The organism is Vibrio sp. B181a (genome assembly GCF_030248375.1).
Taxonomy (GTDB): domain Bacteria; phylum Pseudomonadota; class Gammaproteobacteria; order Enterobacterales; family Vibrionaceae; genus Vibrio; species Vibrio campbellii.
In genome coordinates this window covers 112,898-132,094 of sequence record NZ_JAHGAD010000038.1, presented here as the reverse complement: position 1 = coordinate 132,094, position 19,197 = coordinate 112,898, and the positions used below count along the sequence as shown (strand labels likewise).

General features: G+C 43.4%; 21 protein-coding genes. 7 read left to right on the top strand and 14 right to left on the bottom strand.

Annotated elements, in window-relative coordinates; genetic code table 11:
* The first annotated feature begins 51 nt into the window (after window positions 1–51).
* Entirely contained in the window at window positions 52–1,191 is a 1,140-nt protein-coding gene (gene chrA, locus KIO97_RS17370; protein WP_285383534.1) for a chromate efflux transporter, read from the top strand.
* A gap of 99 nt (window positions 1,192–1,290) precedes the next feature.
* Here chrA and KIO97_RS17365 read toward each other — a convergent pair whose 3' ends face one another.
* The 14 genes from KIO97_RS17365 to KIO97_RS17300 are packed head-to-tail and all read right to left on the bottom strand — an operon-like array spanning window position 1,291 to window position 12,839.
* Window positions 1,291–1,974 (bottom strand): OmpA family protein, encoded by a 684-nt coding sequence (locus KIO97_RS17365; protein ID WP_285383533.1) that lies wholly within the window; start codon window positions 1,972–1,974, stop codon window positions 1,291–1,293.
* A gap of 5 nt (window positions 1,975–1,979) precedes the next feature.
* Window positions 1,980–3,488 (bottom strand): pilus assembly protein, encoded by a 1,509-nt coding sequence (locus KIO97_RS17360; RefSeq protein WP_285383532.1) that lies wholly within the window; start codon window positions 3,486–3,488, stop codon window positions 1,980–1,982.
* 2 nt (window positions 3,489–3,490) lie between these two features.
* On the bottom strand, window positions 3,491–4,015 hold the full coding sequence (tadF, locus tag KIO97_RS17355; RefSeq protein ID WP_285383531.1) for a tight adherence pilus pseudopilin TadF: 525 nt from the start codon (window positions 4,013–4,015) through the stop codon (window positions 3,491–3,493).
* Window positions 4,015–4,500: a TadE family protein gene (locus KIO97_RS17350; protein ID WP_285383530.1), complete on the bottom strand. Its 486-nt coding sequence runs from the start codon at window positions 4,498–4,500 to the stop codon at window positions 4,015–4,017. The genes tadF and KIO97_RS17350 overlap by 1 nt, the downstream gene beginning before the upstream one ends.
* A 14-nt stretch (window positions 4,501–4,514) precedes the next feature.
* Window positions 4,515–5,213 carry a lipopolysaccharide assembly protein LapB gene (locus KIO97_RS17345; protein WP_050905452.1) on the bottom strand — a complete coding sequence of 233 codons (699 nt, stop codon included), beginning with the start codon at window positions 5,211–5,213 and terminating at the stop codon, window positions 4,515–4,517.
* Window positions 5,213–6,073: a type II secretion system F family protein gene (locus KIO97_RS17340; RefSeq protein WP_285383529.1), complete on the bottom strand. Its 861-nt coding sequence runs from the start codon at window positions 6,071–6,073 to the stop codon at window positions 5,213–5,215. Before KIO97_RS17340 ends, KIO97_RS17345 begins: the two co-directional genes overlap by 1 nt.
* Window positions 6,070–6,972 carry a type II secretion system F family protein gene (locus tag KIO97_RS17335; protein ID WP_050905749.1) on the bottom strand — a complete coding sequence of 301 codons (903 nt, stop codon included), beginning with the start codon at window positions 6,970–6,972 and terminating at the stop codon, window positions 6,070–6,072. Before KIO97_RS17335 ends, KIO97_RS17340 begins: the two co-directional genes overlap by 4 nt.
* The gene (locus KIO97_RS17330; RefSeq protein ID WP_285383528.1) at window positions 6,972–8,249 is read right to left on the bottom strand and encodes a CpaF family protein; all 1,278 of its coding nucleotides are present in this window, start codon (window positions 8,247–8,249) and stop codon (window positions 6,972–6,974) included. Before KIO97_RS17330 ends, KIO97_RS17335 begins: the two co-directional genes overlap by 1 nt.
* Complete coding sequence (locus KIO97_RS17325; protein ID WP_285383527.1) at window positions 8,246–9,481, bottom strand: chromosome partitioning protein ParA; 1,236 nt, start codon at window positions 9,479–9,481, stop codon at window positions 8,246–8,248. Before KIO97_RS17325 ends, KIO97_RS17330 begins: the two co-directional genes overlap by 4 nt.
* Entirely contained in the window at window positions 9,481–9,957 is a 477-nt protein-coding gene (locus tag KIO97_RS17320; RefSeq protein ID WP_285383526.1) for a hypothetical protein, read from the bottom strand. Before KIO97_RS17320 ends, KIO97_RS17325 begins: the two co-directional genes overlap by 1 nt.
* Window positions 9,954–11,303, bottom strand: a complete 1,350-nt coding sequence (locus KIO97_RS17315; protein WP_050905743.1) for a type II and III secretion system protein family protein — start codon at window positions 11,301–11,303, stop codon at window positions 9,954–9,956. Before KIO97_RS17315 ends, KIO97_RS17320 begins: the two co-directional genes overlap by 4 nt.
* Window positions 11,303–12,148 (bottom strand): Flp pilus assembly protein CpaB, encoded by an 846-nt coding sequence (gene cpaB, locus KIO97_RS17310; RefSeq protein WP_050905744.1) that lies wholly within the window; start codon window positions 12,146–12,148, stop codon window positions 11,303–11,305. The genes KIO97_RS17315 and cpaB overlap by 1 nt, the downstream gene beginning before the upstream one ends.
* Before the next feature lie 16 nt (window positions 12,149–12,164).
* Window positions 12,165–12,608 (bottom strand): prepilin peptidase, encoded by a 444-nt coding sequence (locus tag KIO97_RS17305; protein WP_285383525.1) that lies wholly within the window; start codon window positions 12,606–12,608, stop codon window positions 12,165–12,167.
* A gap of 27 nt (window positions 12,609–12,635) precedes the next feature.
* Window positions 12,636–12,839, bottom strand: a complete 204-nt coding sequence (locus KIO97_RS17300; protein WP_050905746.1) for a Flp family type IVb pilin — start codon at window positions 12,837–12,839, stop codon at window positions 12,636–12,638.
* Window positions 12,840–13,164: 325 nt separating this feature from the next.
* Here KIO97_RS17300 and KIO97_RS17295 point away from each other — a divergent pair, with 325 nt between their 5' ends.
* The 6 genes from KIO97_RS17295 to KIO97_RS17270 all read left to right on the top strand — a co-directional run bounded on the left by KIO97_RS17295 (window position 13,165) and on the right by KIO97_RS17270 (window position 19,190).
* Window positions 13,165–14,028, top strand: coding sequence for a LysR family transcriptional regulator (locus KIO97_RS17295; protein ID WP_050905747.1), 864 nt, complete (start codon window positions 13,165–13,167; stop codon window positions 14,026–14,028).
* Window positions 14,029–14,039: 11 nt separating this feature from the next.
* The gene (locus KIO97_RS17290; RefSeq protein ID WP_285383524.1) at window positions 14,040–14,858 is read left to right on the top strand and encodes a transglycosylase SLT domain-containing protein; all 819 of its coding nucleotides are present in this window, start codon (window positions 14,040–14,042) and stop codon (window positions 14,856–14,858) included.
* Window positions 14,859–15,008: 150 nt separating this feature from the next.
* On the top strand, window positions 15,009–16,700 hold the full coding sequence (locus KIO97_RS17285; RefSeq protein ID WP_050905115.1) for an AMP-binding protein: 1,692 nt from the start codon (window positions 15,009–15,011) through the stop codon (window positions 16,698–16,700).
* Window positions 16,701–16,990: 290 nt separating this feature from the next.
* On the top strand, window positions 16,991–17,626 hold the full coding sequence (locus KIO97_RS17280; protein WP_103412735.1) for a response regulator transcription factor: 636 nt from the start codon (window positions 16,991–16,993) through the stop codon (window positions 17,624–17,626).
* 203 nt (window positions 17,627–17,829) lie between these two features.
* Complete coding sequence (locus KIO97_RS17275; protein WP_005427453.1) at window positions 17,830–18,417, top strand: hypothetical protein; 588 nt, start codon at window positions 17,830–17,832, stop codon at window positions 18,415–18,417.
* Window positions 18,418–18,506: 89 nt separating this feature from the next.
* Window positions 18,507–19,190 (top strand): molecular chaperone, encoded by a 684-nt coding sequence (locus KIO97_RS17270; protein WP_050905114.1) that lies wholly within the window; start codon window positions 18,507–18,509, stop codon window positions 19,188–19,190.
* Window positions 19,191–19,197 lie beyond the last annotated feature (7 nt).

Here is a 19,197-nt window from a genome sequence, read left to right as displayed (position 1 = left end):
GTACATTTCTTACAGTAGATGCAGTTTTATTGGAGATTTAACAGGCTCAACATGTTCACCATTTTTAAAACCTTTTTTTGGCTTGGTTGGATCAGTTTCGGTGGCCCTGCGGCGCACATCGGATACTTCCGCCAAACGTTCGTTGAAAAGCTCAAATGGATTGATGACAGCGAATACGCACAGATCGTGGCTTTGAGCCAATTCTTACCGGGCCCTGGCTCTAGCCAAGTTGGCTTTGCTCTGGGTTACAAACGCGGAGGCTTAGGTGGCGCATGTATGGCGTTTCTTGGCTTCACGCTGCCTTCCGTGATCACCATGTTGACGCTTGCAATGGTAAGCAGCCAGATCACCGATACGGCGTTGTTCCAAAACATCGTTCATGGCTTGAAGTTGCTTGCGGTCGTTGTGGTGGCGGATGCGACTTGGGGAATGTACAAAAACTTCTGTCAAAGCAAACTAACTGCCGGCTTGTGTGTGGCAACCGCGATTGCGTTATTGGTTGCACCGAGTATCGCAACTCAAATGCTGGTACTTGTAGTAGCGGGCTTGATTGGTACTCAATATCTTAAGAAAGAATCCACAGCACCTGCCGAACCTTTTAAACCAACCATTGCCCCATTGGCACTGTTCGCGGTACTTCTGATTGGTTTGCCGTTTGTGGCTCACACCTTGCCAATGCTTGGATTGTTTAGCGACTTCTTCCAAGCGGGTAGCTTAGTGTTCGGTGGTGGTCACGTGGTACTTCCGCTCTTGCAAAACATCGTTGGCGATCAACTAAGCCAAGACGCGTTCCTAACGGGCTATGCCGCAGCGCAAGCAGTACCGGGGCCGATGTTTACCTTCGCGACTTACATTGGTTACGAGCTGTCTGATACACCTATCCTAGGCGCACTAGTCGCAACATTAGGTGTGTTCTTACCGGGCTTCTTATTGCTGCTTGGCGTGCTAAAGAACTGGCAAGCGCTGGCTGGTAAACCTGCAGTGTCAGGCGCAATCAACGGCGTAAACGCATCGGTCGTTGGTTTGCTATTAGCAGCACTTTACCAACCGGTATTCAGCAGCGCCGTCGTTGCCCCAATTGACATCGCTCTTGTGATAGCTGGCTTCTACTTACATAAGAAACTTAACTTGTCGGTGCTTTGGATGATTGTGTTCTTTGTCGCGGCAGGCATTGTGACTGGTATGATGTAAGCGAATCGCTAAGACAAAGACAAAGATAAAGACAAGAGTACAACGCCCGCTTCCAATTGGAGGCGGGCGTTTTAGTTCCATCGAGTCAGTAGTTAACACCTATTCCGTTGCTGGTGGTTTTTCCTGTTCATCCGCTGGAATGTAAACATCTGCTCTACGATTTTTAGAACGACCCGAAGAAGTATTGTTGGTGGCAATCGGTTCAGATTCACCAAAGGATTTAAGCGTGGTTTTCTGTTCGCTCACCCCGTAATAGTGAAGCTCACGAGCGGTGCTTTTGGCTCGATTATGGCCCAAGGTTTGGTTATAGGCTTTGGTGCCTATCCAGTCAGTATGCCCTTCCACGGTGACTTGATAGTTCGTTTGAGCAAGCTGACGAGCAACACTGCTCAAGACATCTCTCGCGAGCGGTGTGAGGTTAAAACGATCGAACGCGAAGTGAACCCGTGCAATCAATTTACCCTTATCCGCGACTTCACCACTGAATTGCGCGATACCCAAATTCGAGATATACGTCAGGCAATCATTCGGATTGGTGAGCAGCGATGAGTTCTTCATCAGCGCCCACTTCAGTGCGGGGTCATTACTCACATCCGTTACTTGCAAATAGCCATCACGATGCGATGCCAACCCCGTCACCTCGCCAACCTGAATGGAGTGCGAGTATTCATAATAAGACGTCCCGCAGTATTCGGTCACTTTTGAACTGACTTCGCTGGCATTCGCACTAACGGTCGTAAAACCGGCCACCAGCATCCCTGTTATTAGTATTACTTTGGTCATATCTATCACCCATATAGTCTCGATACACCATTACCACGAGATCCTTTCTGAATTAGTTCTTCGATTTTCTTAATGAAGTCTTCCGTCTCTGTTACATCGATGATGTCTTCATCCGGGTTCAACACACAATCTTGGAAACCACTTTGCGAAGAAGCGCTGAAGTTCACCCCAATGACGCCAATGTACAAGTTGCCATTCTCAGTTTGGAAGTGTTCACGCGCCTTATCGCACATGCCTTTATTCACCAAACCGGGCAAGATTTCCGTGTATGGGTACTCCATACCGTCACTGATTACTATCAGCATTTTTAGGCGGTCATTGTATTGCTCCGTTTCTTCCTCGCTTCCACCGTTCGGCCGACCTGCTTCCATGATTTGCAATCCACGCAACATACCTTGATAGGCAGCCGTGTTCCCACCAGAGCTCATGGTTTGTACCTTGTCGAGGTTTGCTTTATTGGCAGTCAATGGAATGGTATAAAAGCCCGAATTACCAGTCCGCGTCATACTGGAGTTATAAAGCTTGTTGTTGTTCGATCTAAAATGAAAGGTCAAATTGTTATTCGCGACTTTATCGTCAAACATGTGTCTAACCGATTTTGAGTAACCAACATAGTCAGGAATCTCCAAACGGTTATTGTTGATATTCACCACATCTGCGACTCGCTTCGCTTGGTCTCGCTCCCAACTTTTTTTGTTTGGGCAGTCGGTGCGTTTGTTGGCACATTCCTCCACAGCTTCTTCAGAGTAAGGAGACCAATAGTCCCAATTTACCTGCTCATACTTCACTGAAGAGACGCTTTTGCGGTAGTTACCTTTGTACCTTAACTGACTGGTAGAGTAGAGATTTTCATTTATCTTCTCCTGTACTCGCAGGTTAAATGGAATAATGGCAATACGATTCAGTACCTCACTCTCGCCTTCTCGCGGAACTAAGATACGATTTGAAATTTGCTTAACCGCATCCTTGAGGAGATCAATTTTAATTTCGCCATCCCAGCTGTTGTTCATCGACCCGGAAAAGTCAGTAACCAAAACCAGATCAATGATTCTGTCTCCTAAATAAAAAGGATATTTCGCTGCAACGGCTTGTCCAGCGAGTTTCTCCTGAGTCTCAAAGGAAGGGATTAAGTTACTGGCAAACCACGAGTTGTGAGTGGTAACCGCTTGCACGGAATACTGGATTTTTTCCGTATTATCGTTGTCTTCTGTTGGCTCTTCGTACGTCCTAACCGTTTGAATATCAACATGGGAAATATCACGCACATAGTCATTGATATACATCGTCGCCAATGCATCCGCTTGGTTCGACTTGTCGTCTATCGTAATGGCTAATGCAGCAGTTTGCGCTGCGTCTCTCAGTCGACTTGTCTCTTGGATATAACGCGTCCCCTCTACGGCGAAAAATGTCATACCAAAAACAGGCACTAAACTCAGTGCGAACCAAACTGCCGCAATCCCTTTTTGACTACGACCAGAATGAATTGGAGCTCGTTGCTTAATAGTGAAATTCATTGTTACCTCCCCACCACAACAGAACTGGATGTGATTGTCATCGTGGATGCGCCTGAATTCCCCCAAAGCTGGGTAAACCAAGAGTTTTCTTGCTGACAAAGCGTTACTTGATACAAAGAGAAAATCACGCCATTCTCAACGGGTGCTAACTCTGACTTCGTATCTAACCCCGCAGCCTCACAGCCGAGTTTTTTGTACTCGTTACTTTCAAAAGCATTTAACGTCGTCTTATTGTGCAATGCTTCAATTTTGATAGCGACGCTGCCTGGTGTCGTATCAAGTAGACGTGACGCAAGTGTCTGCATGTCCGTTTCATCACTTGCGTTTAAAGGTAATCTTTCGTCGTAATAACGACTTCGCTCTTTAAGGATATTAGCTAGCGCAAAACTCCCACGATCAAGTTGAGCACGAGCTAATAACTTGTCACTAATGTCCGTCATGAAATAAAAGATGCTGATGAGAGCAATCAAAACAAAAAATAGCTCAATCGCAAAAACACCTTTTTGTCGGGATCGTATTTTCATCATCACTCCTCCCAACCTTCATGTTCTAGGTTGATCAGTGTGCTTTTAGTAATCGGGATAACATCGTTGGAAAATACGTTCAAAATTGGCGTGTAGTTATAAGTCAATGTAATTTCAGCGATTGCATACCCTTGACCGCCTTCTCCCATCTCGGCATCAGAATAACTGGTACCTGAAATTAGATCGGCGTATGTCAAATAGTACCGACCAGACACTTCAAAGTTTTCAGCAGGAACGAGTGACGTCCATAATGCCCCTCCGTCCTTCATCGCCGAATCCAATTTTAGGTTGTAGTTATCGTAGGAGTTTCCGCCTTCAAACACCTTTGTATTTCTGACTGACTCCCTCAACGCATACTCAACCAAGTTGGTTACGTAAATTCTAAATCCCATTTCAAAAAGCATGACGAGAGCAAGAGCAAGAACCCCGGCCCCTAATGCAAATTCAACTACGGTTACGCCCTTTACCTTTCTTCGAGAATACTCCATACCGTCCACCTTTATTACCGGTGTAACTCCCTTGAGATTTGTTCTACTTGAGCATTGGTAAATGTTCCTTCAAGTAGATCTCTCGCTTGATAGACATCCCCTACTTTGAACAGCGCGATCGCCAAATTCGCTCGCACTTTCTGGTTACTTGGGTTCTCTTGATAAACAGGAACCAATAGCGATATCACGTCGTCATACTGTCGTTGTGCAAGATAAACTACGGCTAAATTGTTTTTCACCGCCACGTCGTTATAGCCTTTTAGACGAGCTTGATTAAACGCATTTTTTGCTTGAGAGAACTGGTCGGTATTACAATAGGAGATGCCCGATAAAACATAGATTTCTCCGCTTTTGTTGCCCATTTCTATCGAGCTTTTATAGCGTTTTAGAGCCAAAGAATCTTCACCATCTTGGCTATGAATCTGACCTCTTAATTGCAGAAGCTCACTATTCTTAACTCCTTGATTAAGCAAATGGTCAGCATAAAACTTAGCCGACTCGATATCGCCCTTATCAAAATACACTTTTGCCAATTCCTGCATGATCTGGACGTCTTCAGGTCGCTTTTCTAGATGCCCTTTATAGTGATTAATCAGGCCTGTATGGTTATCAACACGCTCCATGTTTTGCACCACACTCTCTTCACTCTCTATTGTGGAAGAGCAACCAAACAGCAAAAGTAGTGGAATACTCAAAAAAGTCGCCTTATTCATTATTTACCCCCTCTAAAGCTCGTAAAGTCGATTTGTAAAAAGCCAGGAGCAAGAATAAAAATGACGATTGGAAACATGATCAGCAAGATCAAAGGCACACTCATTTTGGCTGACAATTTACCCATTTTCTCTTCAATTTCGAGTAATTGAATCCGACGCATATCTTCGGCTAAATCACTTAAAACATTCGCAACGGATGCGCCATAGTGAAGGTTTTGAATAATCGTTAAGACAAAGCTGTTGATTTCTGGTGCAGGCAAGCGAACGGAAAGATCATGCAATGCTTTTTCTATCCCATGTACTTTGCCGGCTTCTGATGTTTTATTGATTTGATAACATAAATCTTTATCGAAGATTTTTAGCTCTTGTGCTAAATACGCAAACGACGCTTCAATTGTCATACCGGTTTGCACGCAAACAGACATAATATCGAGGACATAAGGAAGGTTTTTCGAAACCTTTCGCACTAACATGCGCTTTCGCGTCTCGAGCAACAGATCTGGAACAATGATGATACTAATAACAGCAATGATTGAAACTAATAACTTATTAATTAATGCCATGTCTAACAACCATATAAATACGGTTACTAAAAGAAAAACAACTGCTTTCAAAGGGAAGTAATATTTAGCTAAATCTTTATTGTAGTATCCGGCGTTAAGAAGTTTTTGCTCTAAATCTTTTTTGTTTCCTTCACCAAATTTAACAATGAAGGAATCAATTTTTTTCTTTGCCGGTTGTTTTTGGCCATATTTAAGATACTTGCTCAGTACCAACTCTTTTTTACGAGTGAAATAATAGTCATAAATCAAAAATGACAACGAAAAAATAATCAACAAAATACTCAGCGATAAAATCATCGTCTTACTCCTTTTACAAGAAGCCAAACAACGAATAAACCTAACACCTCACTACCTACAACATAGTAAAGTACCATCCGCCCTTGAGGGTCATTAAGAATAAAGTCGATGTGGCTCGGATCAATTTGATTGACCATGAATGCAAATGCGATCGGTATTGCAGCGACTACTTTAGCGGAGATACGAGCCTCAGAGGTCATCGCCATTTTTTTCGACTCTAACGTTCTAGCATCAACCAAAATGCGAATTAGCCTTGCCAATACATTTTTTAGTTGTCCGCCTCGGTTGATGTTGGCGCGTATCGTAATGGTAAAGAAGATGTATTCTGGATAAGGGAATGCTTTACAAGAGCGAAGTAACACCTTTTCTGCATTTTCCCCCAGCTTAAGTCGATCCCCCATTTCTTTAAATTCTCGCCCGACTTCTCCTTCCATGTTTTCGCCAACAAAAGAAAAAGCGTGCATTAAACTCTCACCAGCGGTTACGGCACTCATCAAAATGTTCAATGCGTCTGGAAATTTCTTCTCGAAATCCAAACGACGTTTGTTTTGTAACCAGTAATAGCCCCAAACTACTGAAAATGTAAAAACACCAATAGAAAGTAGTATTGAATTAATATTGAGCACTTCATAAATGATGTAATAGCTTAAATAACCAGAAAGAACGATAAACACAAATATAATGAAGTTCGCTCTTGGTCCTAAAACCTTTATTGCGGGAGATAAATTATTTTTGAATCTCTGCCAACGTTTTTGTTCCATTAATGCGTTCAAATTAATTGCCGCAATAATATCTTCGTCGACTTCAGTCTCTGGAAAGTAATTCTCTATTTTGCTTCTTCGGTGACTCGTTAAAAGCAAAACTGCAATACCAAATAAGATAAAAGCAATCCATAACATCATGATCTTGCTCCTTGGAAGGCTTGCATCAGCTCTTCATATAGGCCGTAAAAATGTGCTTTTTTAACAAGCTCGGAGCGCTGCATAAGGCCCTCGGTCATAAAGCGTCCTCTTACCGCTTCACCATACCCCACTTCGTCGTATTGAAAGCGGAAGATTTCCTCCATCACCACGCTATCGCCTTCAAGCCCTACGATTTCAGAGATGCTGGTTATTTTCCTTGAACCATCACGCAGTCGGTTCACTTGAACCACCAGCTCAATAGCACTCACAATCGCGCGTCGAATAGCATCGAGAGGCTGATTTAAGTTCGCCATCATTACCATGGATTCCACGCGTGATATTGCATCTCGTGGCGAGTTAGCATGTAGTGTCGACATGGAGCCTTCGTGACCCGTATTCATTGCTTGGAGCATCTCAAATGCTTCTGAGCCGCGACACTCGCCGAGGATGATTCGATCAGGGCGCATACGAAGCGCATTAATAACCAAATCACGCTGAGTCACTAAGCCCGTGTGTTCCACACTCTCCGCTCTCGTTTCTAGGCGAACTAGGTTGGGTTGCTCTAGACGAAGCTCTGCCGCATCCTCAATTGTCACAATACGCTCGTCTTCACTGATGTATTGTGAAAGCGAATTCAATAAGGTGGTTTTACCTGAACCCGTACCACCAGAGATCAGAATGTTCATTCGGCAACGGGAAGCAATTGATAACAACCTCGCCATGTCCATCGACATTGAACCAAACTCAACAAGCTCTTCTAGCCCGATATTTTGTTCGCGGAATTTACGTATCGAAATTGAGGTGCCATCTAAAGCAATGGGTGGGATAACGATGTTGACACGACTACCGTCCTCAAGACGCGCATCTACGGTAGGAGAAAGCTCATCCACACGACGTCCGATCCGCGCAGCAATTTGTTTTGCTATCGTCAGGACTTGCTCTTCATCAATGAAGGTAATGTCAGACTTTTCTAATTTGCCATGCTTCTCAAAAAAGACATTATTGGCTCCATTTACCATGATGTCGGTTATCGTTCGGTCATCAACCAGCGATTGAATAGGCCCAAGACCAAAGAGTTCGTCCAGCATGCTTTTGACCAAACTTGATTTCATCATGGTCGTAACTGGGCGATCAAAGTTCGCTGCTAAGACATCGACGGCGTTTCGGATTTGCCCTTCAATTTCCAAACGAGAGAGGCTTTGTATGGCTTCAACATCTAAAGCCTCAAAAATCTGTGAGCGAAAAGCGGTATAGATCTCTTTGTTTGAACTCATCTTACCCCCAATCTAGCGAGCCAACCGCTAGCATGTTGAGTGGATTGTCCATTTATCAAACGAGTAAGATCATCGATAGCATGATTGATATTTCGATCGTGTTTGTGCGCGCGCTTGCCTTCAATAAGAAGGTGAGCTAGTGAACGACAGTAAGCCATATCAAGATTGACTTCAGAACCAAGATATTTCTGGAGATCATTTTGTTCGATAACAAACGTATTCTCTGGTCGGTGGTGGTTTGCAAGTGTAATAATCCGGATCCGCTTGCTCATTGAAAGCTGCTTATTCTCAAGCTGTTCAAGTAACGCCTTAGCATTGCGGACGGAAGAAACCGAAGGCTCAAAAACCACCACGACCACGTCGTAATTTTCAATCAACATATTGGGATCAACTCGAAAATCGACACTTCCCGAGAAGTCTTCGATCATAAAGTTGGTGTTTCGACTCAGTAACTCACAAAGTGTCTGGCTATAACTGAAAATGTCTGACTGAGATCGGTCACTATTAAGTGAAAGTAAACGTAGGTTTTTACGCACTTTGGTCAGATGGCTTAATGCCCCTTCCGTATCTAATTCATGGATAGGGACAGAGTATTCGTCGATGGAGCGAGATTTGAAGTCATCTAGAGCAAGGAGCACATCAATATTGCTGTCATTGTATTGATGGTCGACCAACACATTATCGATATTATTGGCGGCTAACTTCGAGCTAATTTCAGTGGCAATAAACGACGTCCCTATCCCACCTTTGCTTCCGACAACTGCAACACGCTTTGCTTTTCGCTGTTTACTTACCCCTGTGTAAGTCTGCAAATTACGATGTACATTCATGACGAAATCAGCAAACTCGTGCTTGTTGATTGGCCAATAAAGATAATAGAACCCTAACTCTTTGAGCTGACGTAAGACGCAGATGGAGTCTTCTGTACCGATGACAATAATACCTTTGTGGGTCGGCATTTGGTTGGTTAACGCTTGAGCATCCGTGACAATGTCAGATGACTCCGTGAGTTCAAGAATCACAATATTTCCGCTTTGCTCTGAGTAAAAGCTTTTAGGAACCGAACTCTGTTTGACGCACGTTGGTACACTCCACCCCTCAAACTCGAACATTTCTTGAACCAGAGACATACACTCTAAGCTCTGGTAAAGCAGTACACACCCTGTTGGCCCATGTGCACTTTCTATGATTTGCGGTTTGCTCTCTTTGAGAGATTTTCCTAAGTCAAACATCACAATCCCTCCACGATACGTTCCTTGTGTGAGACTTGCTTCATCCTAGCTACTTCAGAAAAGCAATTCCGACTGACATTCACCTCTTCTATCTCAGAAGGTGCGCACTGGTGAGTCACTAATGCGTGGTAAGTAATCGTCAGTTGGATGTCATTCGACAGCGAACTGTTTTGGCGCACAACAAACTCATCCGCTCTCAAACGCAACGCCGTCTTGTCTTTAAGTGATTTATAAACCACTTTTTTACCCTTATTGCTCCGATATTCAACAAGGTAACTCGCCCCTGAATCTATCTCGTCAACCGTGTCAAAAATCATGTTCAACTTTTCTTCCGTTTGTTGAGTCGATTTCACCGTAAACTGATAGATATGGGTTTCAGGATAAATAAGCGCTTCCGCTCCTGGTCCATTGAAATAACGCTCAGCACATCCAGAGAGTAATAACGCGCTTAGCATTGCCACAAATAAAGTTTTCATTGAATAAACCCTCCCTGAGACAGCAACTGAATGGTTGGGTCATTGCCTTTGTTGCCTTCTTCACTATCCGAGATTTTCAACCAACGGCGAAGCGTCGACGTTTTGCTCATATAGGGCATTTGGATGTCTTTCTTCTTCATTGGTTTGACAAGATTAACGGTCGCGACAATGATCAACTCCGTGCGTCGTCTATCTGTAGAGGCTTTGCGAAACGCAGCCCCGAGAACAGGAATATCGCCAAGCAGTGGAATTTTTTGCAGCTCTTCTAAATCGGCACTACTCATCAAGCCACCAAGAACAAAACTATCGCCATCACCAAGTTCAATCGTGGTCATCGCTCTTCGCGTTGCAAATTGGGGCACTTCTAGCCCAGCAGAGCGAATGTATCTTTCTACTTCGCTAACTTCAGGCATGAGACGCATTCGAATTTTGCCCTCATGAAGGACTTTCGCGGTAAGATCGAGTTTGATACCAAACTCTCGGAAGGTAATATTGATATTATTATTGGTGGTAACAATCACGGGTACTTCACCACCAACAAGAAAGCTTGCTGACTCTCCTGAGATAACAGTAAGGTTTGGCTCGGCAAGCACTTGGGCTACATTTTCATTGCCAAGCGCAGTGATCAAAGTGGTGAGGTCAGCAGCATCAAATTGTTGGAATAAAAACTCACCAACATCCGCACCAACAGAAGACCAATCCACACCTACAGTTTGGGCGAACGTTTCTGTCACTTGAGCGACCGATATTTTCACATTGACTTGTTGATCAGTCGCCACTTCTATGAGCTCTAGGATGCCTTCCCACGTCATATTTCGAGCAAAAATCATGCTTTGAGGCTCTTCGATGTCATATGCCTCATTCTCGAACTCTAAGACCTGCGTCTCTTCCCACTTCTCCGTTTTGTCTCTTCCAAGCAGAGTAGCAACCATCCGATAAATATCATCACGTTGCTGCTCCGATTCCACTACACCACTCACTGCGACCTGATTACCAACCGATTCTACTTTGATGTTGAGTTCGGGATAGTGAAGCTTGATTTGACGTCGGACCAACGACAGGTCAATATCGACAATAATTCGGTCAGAGAGCAGCACTTTCTTCGATTTACCGTAGATGATGAATCTGGCTTGTCCGACCTCCTTAGCAAAAACAACGACAGTATTTTCATTTACAACGTTGTAGTCGACGATTTCAGGGTCACTCACAAATACGGTCGAGATCGGTTCTTTCACCTCAATGTGTTGCCCATCACTTACCGTGATATAACGATCGCCAGAGAAAGCGGAGAAACTAAATAAAAACACCAAAAACCAAGCGAATGAGAATATCCTTTTTGTTTTCATCACAGCTCCTCTCCTTGGGCAGATTGACGAGCAGACCCTCTTAACTCGGTCACGCCACTGTAATTGCCTATCACATCACGCACTTCCGCGAAAACAGGCTCTTTATAGCGATGGCTTCGGTATACCTCTAGATGCATTGTTTTCTGCGCGATAGATAACTTGGCGATCTCACTCGGATCGACTTCAACAACGATGACTATTTGATGATCATCTTCACTTGAGACATTTGATTTAACTCGGGAGTCCACTGGCTCTTTGGTATTACCGACGCTGAGCACTTTGACGTTTCTCAAAATCAATTGTGCATTCACGCCACTAAAGTCAATAGCGTCGGTATCTTCATCGGCTAAGTTTTCTTTTGGGGAGCCCACTGAAAGCACATCAACGTTAGTACCTGGACGGATATAACCTTTGACCAAGTTACGAGTACTCACCAGTAAAGAGTACGGCTCTTTTCCTTCGGTAATGAGAAGGTCGATATAACGAGGGTCGTTTTCTTTAACTTGATATTCAGAGAAGACGATTTTTCCAGCTTCAATGTTTTTTGAAAGGAGAGTAGACGGTGAGAAGTCTAGCTTTATATCGGAGTTAATCCCCTCTTCTAAAGCGATATTGAGCAACATCTGTTCTTTTTGAACATCATCGATTTCAATAGGTGTTCCGCGCTCTAGATTGCTCTTCGCGCGCCAGACCTGAACATAATGAGCCTGTGGTTCATCTGAATTGCTTGATTGAGATACGGTTGGATTTTGCTGCTGAGGCTGGGCAGTCATGTGGCTGTAAATTCCGATGCCTCCAACCAGAAGTGCTAACAGTGCAAAAACCATCCCGATACGAGATCGCATACGCCCCTCCCGTTTTTTAAACGGATGTTTTCAAAAGAAGTGCCGTATAAAATCCACAACAAATTGCAACACCGTAGGGAAGCCCGATCTGAGGTTTATCACCCTCTCCAGTAACGTGAGATGGTCGTAGTAATATCAGGTAGGTTACTGCCAATATCCCTCCGTATATCCCGACGAAAATCAATGCCTCTAAAAGGCTTTGAGTTGGAAGTGAGAGAGAAAAAGCAGCAATAAGTTTTACGTCCCCTCCTCCAAGTACCCCAAGTACATGGAGGAAAAGCAAAGCAGACCAACAAATACCTATCACCCAAAGACTTGATAATGAAAAATCTGCAATGCCAATCGCAATCGCTAAAACGGCAATCACTAACACGTGACTGTTTTTAATGGTTCGCTCTCTAATATCAGAAAGCGACACAACAAAACAGACTGTTGCTAACGTAATGTATACAAACAACATTCAATATTTGGAACACCTGTTTTAGTTTCAGAATGCGTCTAAGTCATCAGCAATATCACCAAACGCATTCCCTAACGCTGTGATAAGAGTTCCATCAGCAGCGAAGGTAAGAATCAAGAATGCCGCCATAGCAACGCCGATTAATCCGTACTCAATTGCAGTAACACCCTGCTCATCGTTTTTAAGTTCATTTAGGTAGTTTGTAATGTCTACATAAAGTTTAGTAATCATGGTTTGTCCCTTATTCCGTTCTAATTGCTTAGCCTATTGATCGTAGACACCGGATCACTGTCTCAAAAATGAACAACATCGGTATTACCGATTATGCCAATACCCTGTACTCCAACTGTCCTTATTCTTTAGAGGTATCAGAAAAAAGCTCTATTTATAGTTCAATCAATTATCTATCCCTTTTCTTCTTTGACTGCCATAAATAAGATTTTGTACAACAAATCATAAATGTGACACAGATCACACAAAACCAAGTTATTAGTTAAAACTTCATCATACCCATTAAGCTAAACCTTAAGGACTAAAGGCAATAGGCAGCACCTCGATGAAACTTCCCTTCGACAACCTGATCTCTTTTCATGCCGTTATCACTCAAGGCTCTTTCAGCGGTGGAGCAAGGAAATTAGGTAAGTCTCAATCAACGGTAAGTGGTGCAGTGAAGAGCTTGGAAGAGGAGTTAGGCTATCTGCTGATAGACAGAAGCAATAAACAAGTCAAACTTACAGAACGGGGAAAGAAGATCTATCAGTTGTCGACACCTATCATTAAAAAATACAACGAACTGAGCCAAATCGCCGAATCCCTGTTGAGAACCGAGCTATTTCATATGCGAGTCGGCATTGATTCTCTGGTGTTCAATAACGAAGTCAAAAGTGCCTTAATTGAGTTTTCTGAGGCTTTTCCTGAAATTGAGCTTAATGTCGTCACTAAACCAAGTCGAATTCTGGGTCAATACATCAATAATAACCAAATCGACATTGCTATATGCAACCCTTATCACCGTACCAAATTAGACTTTAATATTGACGAGCTTTTTACCGTTAACTGCAATTGGATTGTGCATCGAGAGTTAATTCAAGAGGGTAAGTGCACTGAGTCTCGTCTACTCTTATTAGATGGTTGCGAAGATCTGATCGACCTTTCTAATGTAGCTAAAAATTACATGTGGATACTCGATGACATTAGTACCATCTTGGAATTGTGTATTGCGAAGAAAGGCATGGCGTTCCTGCCGCAACATACAATTGATAACTCCATGCATCAGGGAGTGTTAGCAAAGGCCCCCAGCGAAAGTGCGTTGTTTGGGAAACAGCTATACGCCTCTTTGATTTGGCCAATACACTCTGAGTACGGCAAATACCATCAATGGTTACACGATAAATTAAGAAAAGGGCACAAACACTTTTAACTGGAGTCGAGATGTCTTTCTACTCTCCATTATTCAAAAACTATCTTCTCATCGTCTTGAGCGTTGTTTTGCTTTATGCCTCCTACTCAATTCAAGCAAAAATGACTGCGGTAGACAAAAACTCCGTTGCTCAACAAAACCGGCAATCATTGAACAATAAAAAGCTTAGGCTGAAGCCCGCTTCAACCGCCTCTGCCAGTTCAAAAAATCGCGTCATTGAACTTCGAGGAAAAAATACGCCTTCTTCCCAAACCGTTTATTCGTTCATTCAAAAGCCAACATCGCCTGCCGCCTTACAGTATTTACCCACCATCGTCGCAGCGTCGAAACAGTGGCAGATTGATCCTGCTCTGATTCTTGCTGTCATTCATACGGAAAGCGCATTTAACCCCAATGCGGTTTCTCATGCCGATGCCATTGGGTTGATGCAGGTGATGGAAAACGGTGGAGCATTAGAAGTCTCTCAGCAGCTCTATTTTGGCCGAAAGATAGAAAGAGAAGCATTGTTCGACCCTGAATTTAATATCGACATAGGAACGGCTTATTTGCATATCCTCGAAACGGAGTATTTACACGCTATTCACTCAGAAAAAAGTCGAACCTTACTCTCAATTGCGGCCTACAACTGCGGTTTATCGAATTTAATGCGCAGCTTATCTTATACGCAGTCCGTTCCAAAATTTACTAAAGAAATGAATGATTTAAATTATGAAGAAGTCTATTTTCGATTGACACAAACACTGCCAATTGAGGAAACTCGGTTCTATGTCGCGAAAGTGATGAAGCTTTATCAGCACTATCAAAAGCACTTCACCAATACATTTAAATGATGCGCTTAACCGTATTTTGGCCCAAAGAATTGATAAGCTGTGATCCTTGACAGCAAGTTACTGTTTTTTCTCTCCCCAAATAATCACACTCATGCTATCGTTAACATTAAATTAACAACAATACACCTGCGATTAACATGGAGTTAGAGAATGATTCAGCCTAACGAGTTAAGTGAGCAGACTTGCGCTCTCCCACCACCAAATGAAATGATTCTCAAATGGGCAGCGGAACGCCCAGATGAAGTCTATTTAAAACAAATCATCAACCGACAGTTCGTTGAGTTCACTTATGCGGAAGTTGCCGATCAAGCGTTAAGACTTGTCAGTGCTTTACGTAACCTTGGTGTACAGCCAGGCGATAAAGTGGCCTTAGTCTCGAAAAACTGTGCCGAATGGTTCATCTGTGATTTGGCAATGATGCTGGGCGATTACGTTAGCGTGCCTATTTTCCCAACAGCTGGTGCGGATACAATCGAGTACTGTGTGACACACAGTGAGAGTAAAGCTCTGATCGGTGGTAAGTTAGATGATCCAGCGGCAACGCAACAAGTGATCGATTCAATGCCAGATTTAATTAGCATTGCACTTCCTTACGATACTGCGCCGAAATGCCAATATCAGTTTACTGAGATTATTGCCGATGTAGAACCAAGCGCAGAGCGTCCGCAACACCATGATGACAAGCTTATGTCTCTCGTGTATACCTCAGGAACGTCAGGGCTACCTAAAGGGGCAATGCTGACATACGGTGCGTTCAGTTGGTCAGTTCAGCAGTTGATTAATCATATTGGTATTCAAGAAAACGACCGTTTGTTCTCTTATTTGCCACTTGCTCACATTACTGAGCGTGTATACATCTTCGGCTCATCCATTATGGGTGGTGTAACTACGGCTTTCCCAGAGTCTCTCGATACCTTTATCGAAGATGTAAAAATGCATCGTCCGACACTGTTTATTTCTGTGCCTCGTTTGTGGACCTTGTTCCAGCAACGTATTCAAGACAAACTTCCGCAGAAAAAGCTCAACATTCTGCTGAAGATCCCGTTCATTAACTCACTGATCAAGAAGAAGCTGGCAGATGGCCTTGGTTTAGATCAAGCGCGTGTTCTTGGTTGTGGCTCTGCGCCTGTATCACCAGCATTGCTCGAGTGGTATCGCAGCGTAGGCTTAAACATCACGGAAGCCTGGGGCATGACGGAGTCTTTCGCCTACAGCACACTTAACTACCCATTCCGTGCCGATAAAATTGGCTCTGTAGGTAATGCCGGCCCTGGCATTGAACTTAAAATCGCTGACGATGAAGAAATCATGGTCCGTGGTAAAGGCTTGTTCTCAGGTTACTACAAAAACGACATTGCGACACAAGAGTCGTTTGACTCCGAAGGGTGGCTACACACGGGTGACATCGGCTCAATCGATGCGGATGGTTATCTCACTATCCAAGGCCGCAAGAAGGACACCTTTAAAACTTCAAAAGGTAAATTTGTTGCACCAGTTCCTATTGAGAAGAAACTGTTCGAATACAGCCGCGTCGAAATGATGTGTTTGATCGGCCTAGGCTTACCAGGGCCTATTTTGTTGGTTGTGCCGCACGATTTCCCTAACTTCGACAAAGAACGTTACGCACGAACAACTCGCAAAGTGATCGCTCGCATGAACCAAGAGCTGGAATCGCACGAGCAAATAAAAGGTGTGCTGATGATTCAAGAGCCGTGGAGTATCGAAAACGGTATTCTGACTCCTACCTTGAAGATCAAGCGCCATGTCCTTGAGCAGAAATACCATGAACTTGGCCACAACTGGCCAAAAGGCGAGCTGATTGTTTGGGAAGAAGAATTATAAACCTCTAGTACCGCCTCATTCCAAATTCACCCTTGCTTTGCTGTTTCTTTAAGCAAGGGTGAGTCCGCTTAACTTTCCCTCACTCATAATTCTCACTTTTGATTCAACCTACGCCCCATCCATCTTGCCCATTGTAATCTCATCATTTGGTACTAACCTTTTAATATACAAGTTGCGTATTACCCGTAAAAGATGAGGTTACGTAACAGGCTAAACTGCCAGTCTTAAAAATAGAAAAAACGACATATATCAAAAATTAAAGCAGAATTAGACCAACAGGATTTGTTGCAATGGAACTAAGCACCCAACCTTTAGCAGTACATCTGCTAAGCAAAGATATATCATACACAAGAGTGATTCGCGATTTGGTCAAACTTTCCTTTCCCTTAGTGAGCTTCACCACCAGCGATACATTCACCCATTTGGATGAAGAAGCATCACAACGCATTATCCTCTTTGACGTAAAATCCATGCCTTGCCCAAAGCGATACGGAATTTGCCCCACGGAGAGAAAAGAAAAGTGGGTGGCAATGAATGTTTCATCTGTCTCTTCACTTGAATGGCTAGAGAAGGGATATTCAGGGCAAGTGTGCTCCCGTTTAGAGCTTCTTCCAAAGGCGCTTTCTGCCGTTTCTCAAGGAGACGTGTGGTTCCCTCGCCCTATTTTGAATAAAGCTATCTACCACTATCAAGAAGGTGGTGAGGATCCTACTCTCACAGCAGACTATTTAAGCACCAAGTTTCTGCTTACGAAAAGAGAAGGTGAGATTTGCAAGCTGATGCTTCAAGGGCTCTCAAATACACAGATAGCAAGGCAATCAAATGTCAGCATCAATACCATCAAAACTCATGCTTCAAACGTCTTACACAAATTAAATGTACACTCTCGCTACGAATTAATGGCGATGGCAAAAAAAACATTCTAACCTAAACATAAGAAACAAAAGGATATTATTGGCCAATTCAACAATAGAAAGGGGAAGTAAAATCGAGTTGAAACAGATTCATCCCTTTTTCACCCCAACTATTACTATGGTCTCACCTTTGTTGATGATGTGGAGAAGCTGAGTCCCTCATAAGCTGATAATGCGATTCAAACAACGCATTGTGACTAACGAGGGATTGAGTTATGAAAAAATTACTTCTTGCTACAGCAGTAGCAGCCGCATCACTTTCTTTTGGCGCTTCTGCGGTTCAATTTAACAACCCAGTGGACTTCACAACACTGAGTAAAACTGACCAAAAAACAATTCGAATTGAGGGCCGAGTGCCAAAACGCTGCCTGCTTCGAATTGGTAAGAAAGATGTGAAAAACAATGTTCTACGCAAGGCAAATAAAGTGCATACCGATTCGTGGGACAACGGTTTTAACAACAAGAAAGTGTTAGTGGGTAATTTAAGAGCTTGGTGTAACTACGGCACAGATCTAGATTTCTCCGTAACCGCATACAAACTGCGCGGTGTGACCAAGCACAACATGGGCGAAAAAATTAACTACAAAGTGAAAATCGGTTCTGAAACCGTTGCGAATACTAAGAACGATCATGGTATGGAAAAAATGGCATCGCCAATTCCTTCAGTGGGCGAGCACTTAGTGAACAAGATCAACAAACATCCTATTTACGTCAAACCTGAAGATTCAGGCTTTGCACGAGCTGGTAAATATAAAGGTCGTATCAAAGTGAGCCTTTCTGCATCAGGCCCTGTAATGCCGTAACCGAACGACACTTTATAGATATCGTCTTAAAAGGCAGATACAAGCTTGGCTCGATAATCGGGCCAAGCTTGTTTTAGGGAGAAATATCTATGGCTAGGATCACCACACTTCTTTTTTCTTTTTTGTTCAGTTCAATTATTTTCGCGTACGAGGTCAGTCCAATCTATTTAGAGCTAGATGACGTTGGCCGAAACTCTCAGGGGTTGTACAAAGTTACAAATGTGGAGGAAGAACCCATTCTTCTGGAAGTCCATGTCTATCAAGCCGATTTCTCTTCAGGCGAGGAAGTCCTGACACCATCAGAGGACGAATTTCTCATTCTCCCCCCTCAAGCTAAAATCGACGGGCAAAAGTCCCAAACCTTTCGCGTCCGTTACACGCCCAAAAAACCAATCAAAAAAACTGAGACATATCGAATCGTCTTTACCCAGATAGAACTCGACAACCAAACTAAGGAGAATGAAGAAGATAGTTCTATCTCCATGCTATTGGAGTTTGCTACGTTAGCTTTTGTTTCTCCAGCTTCAAGTAAGTCCATTCCAACCGCGACCATTAAAAACAATCAAATTGCAATCAGAAATGACGGTAAACGCGTACTGAACATGAATGGCATGGAATTTAGTTTCTCAGGTGGCAAGTCAAACAAAACAGTCGATTGGGAAGCGTTAAGTAACAAAACCAGTGCTTATTTAATGCCGGGGTCAACGGTAAAGTACACTCTACCAAGTGAGTTGGGGCAGCCCCAAACAGTTTCTGTTAAAACAGTAGACTAGTGAGGTT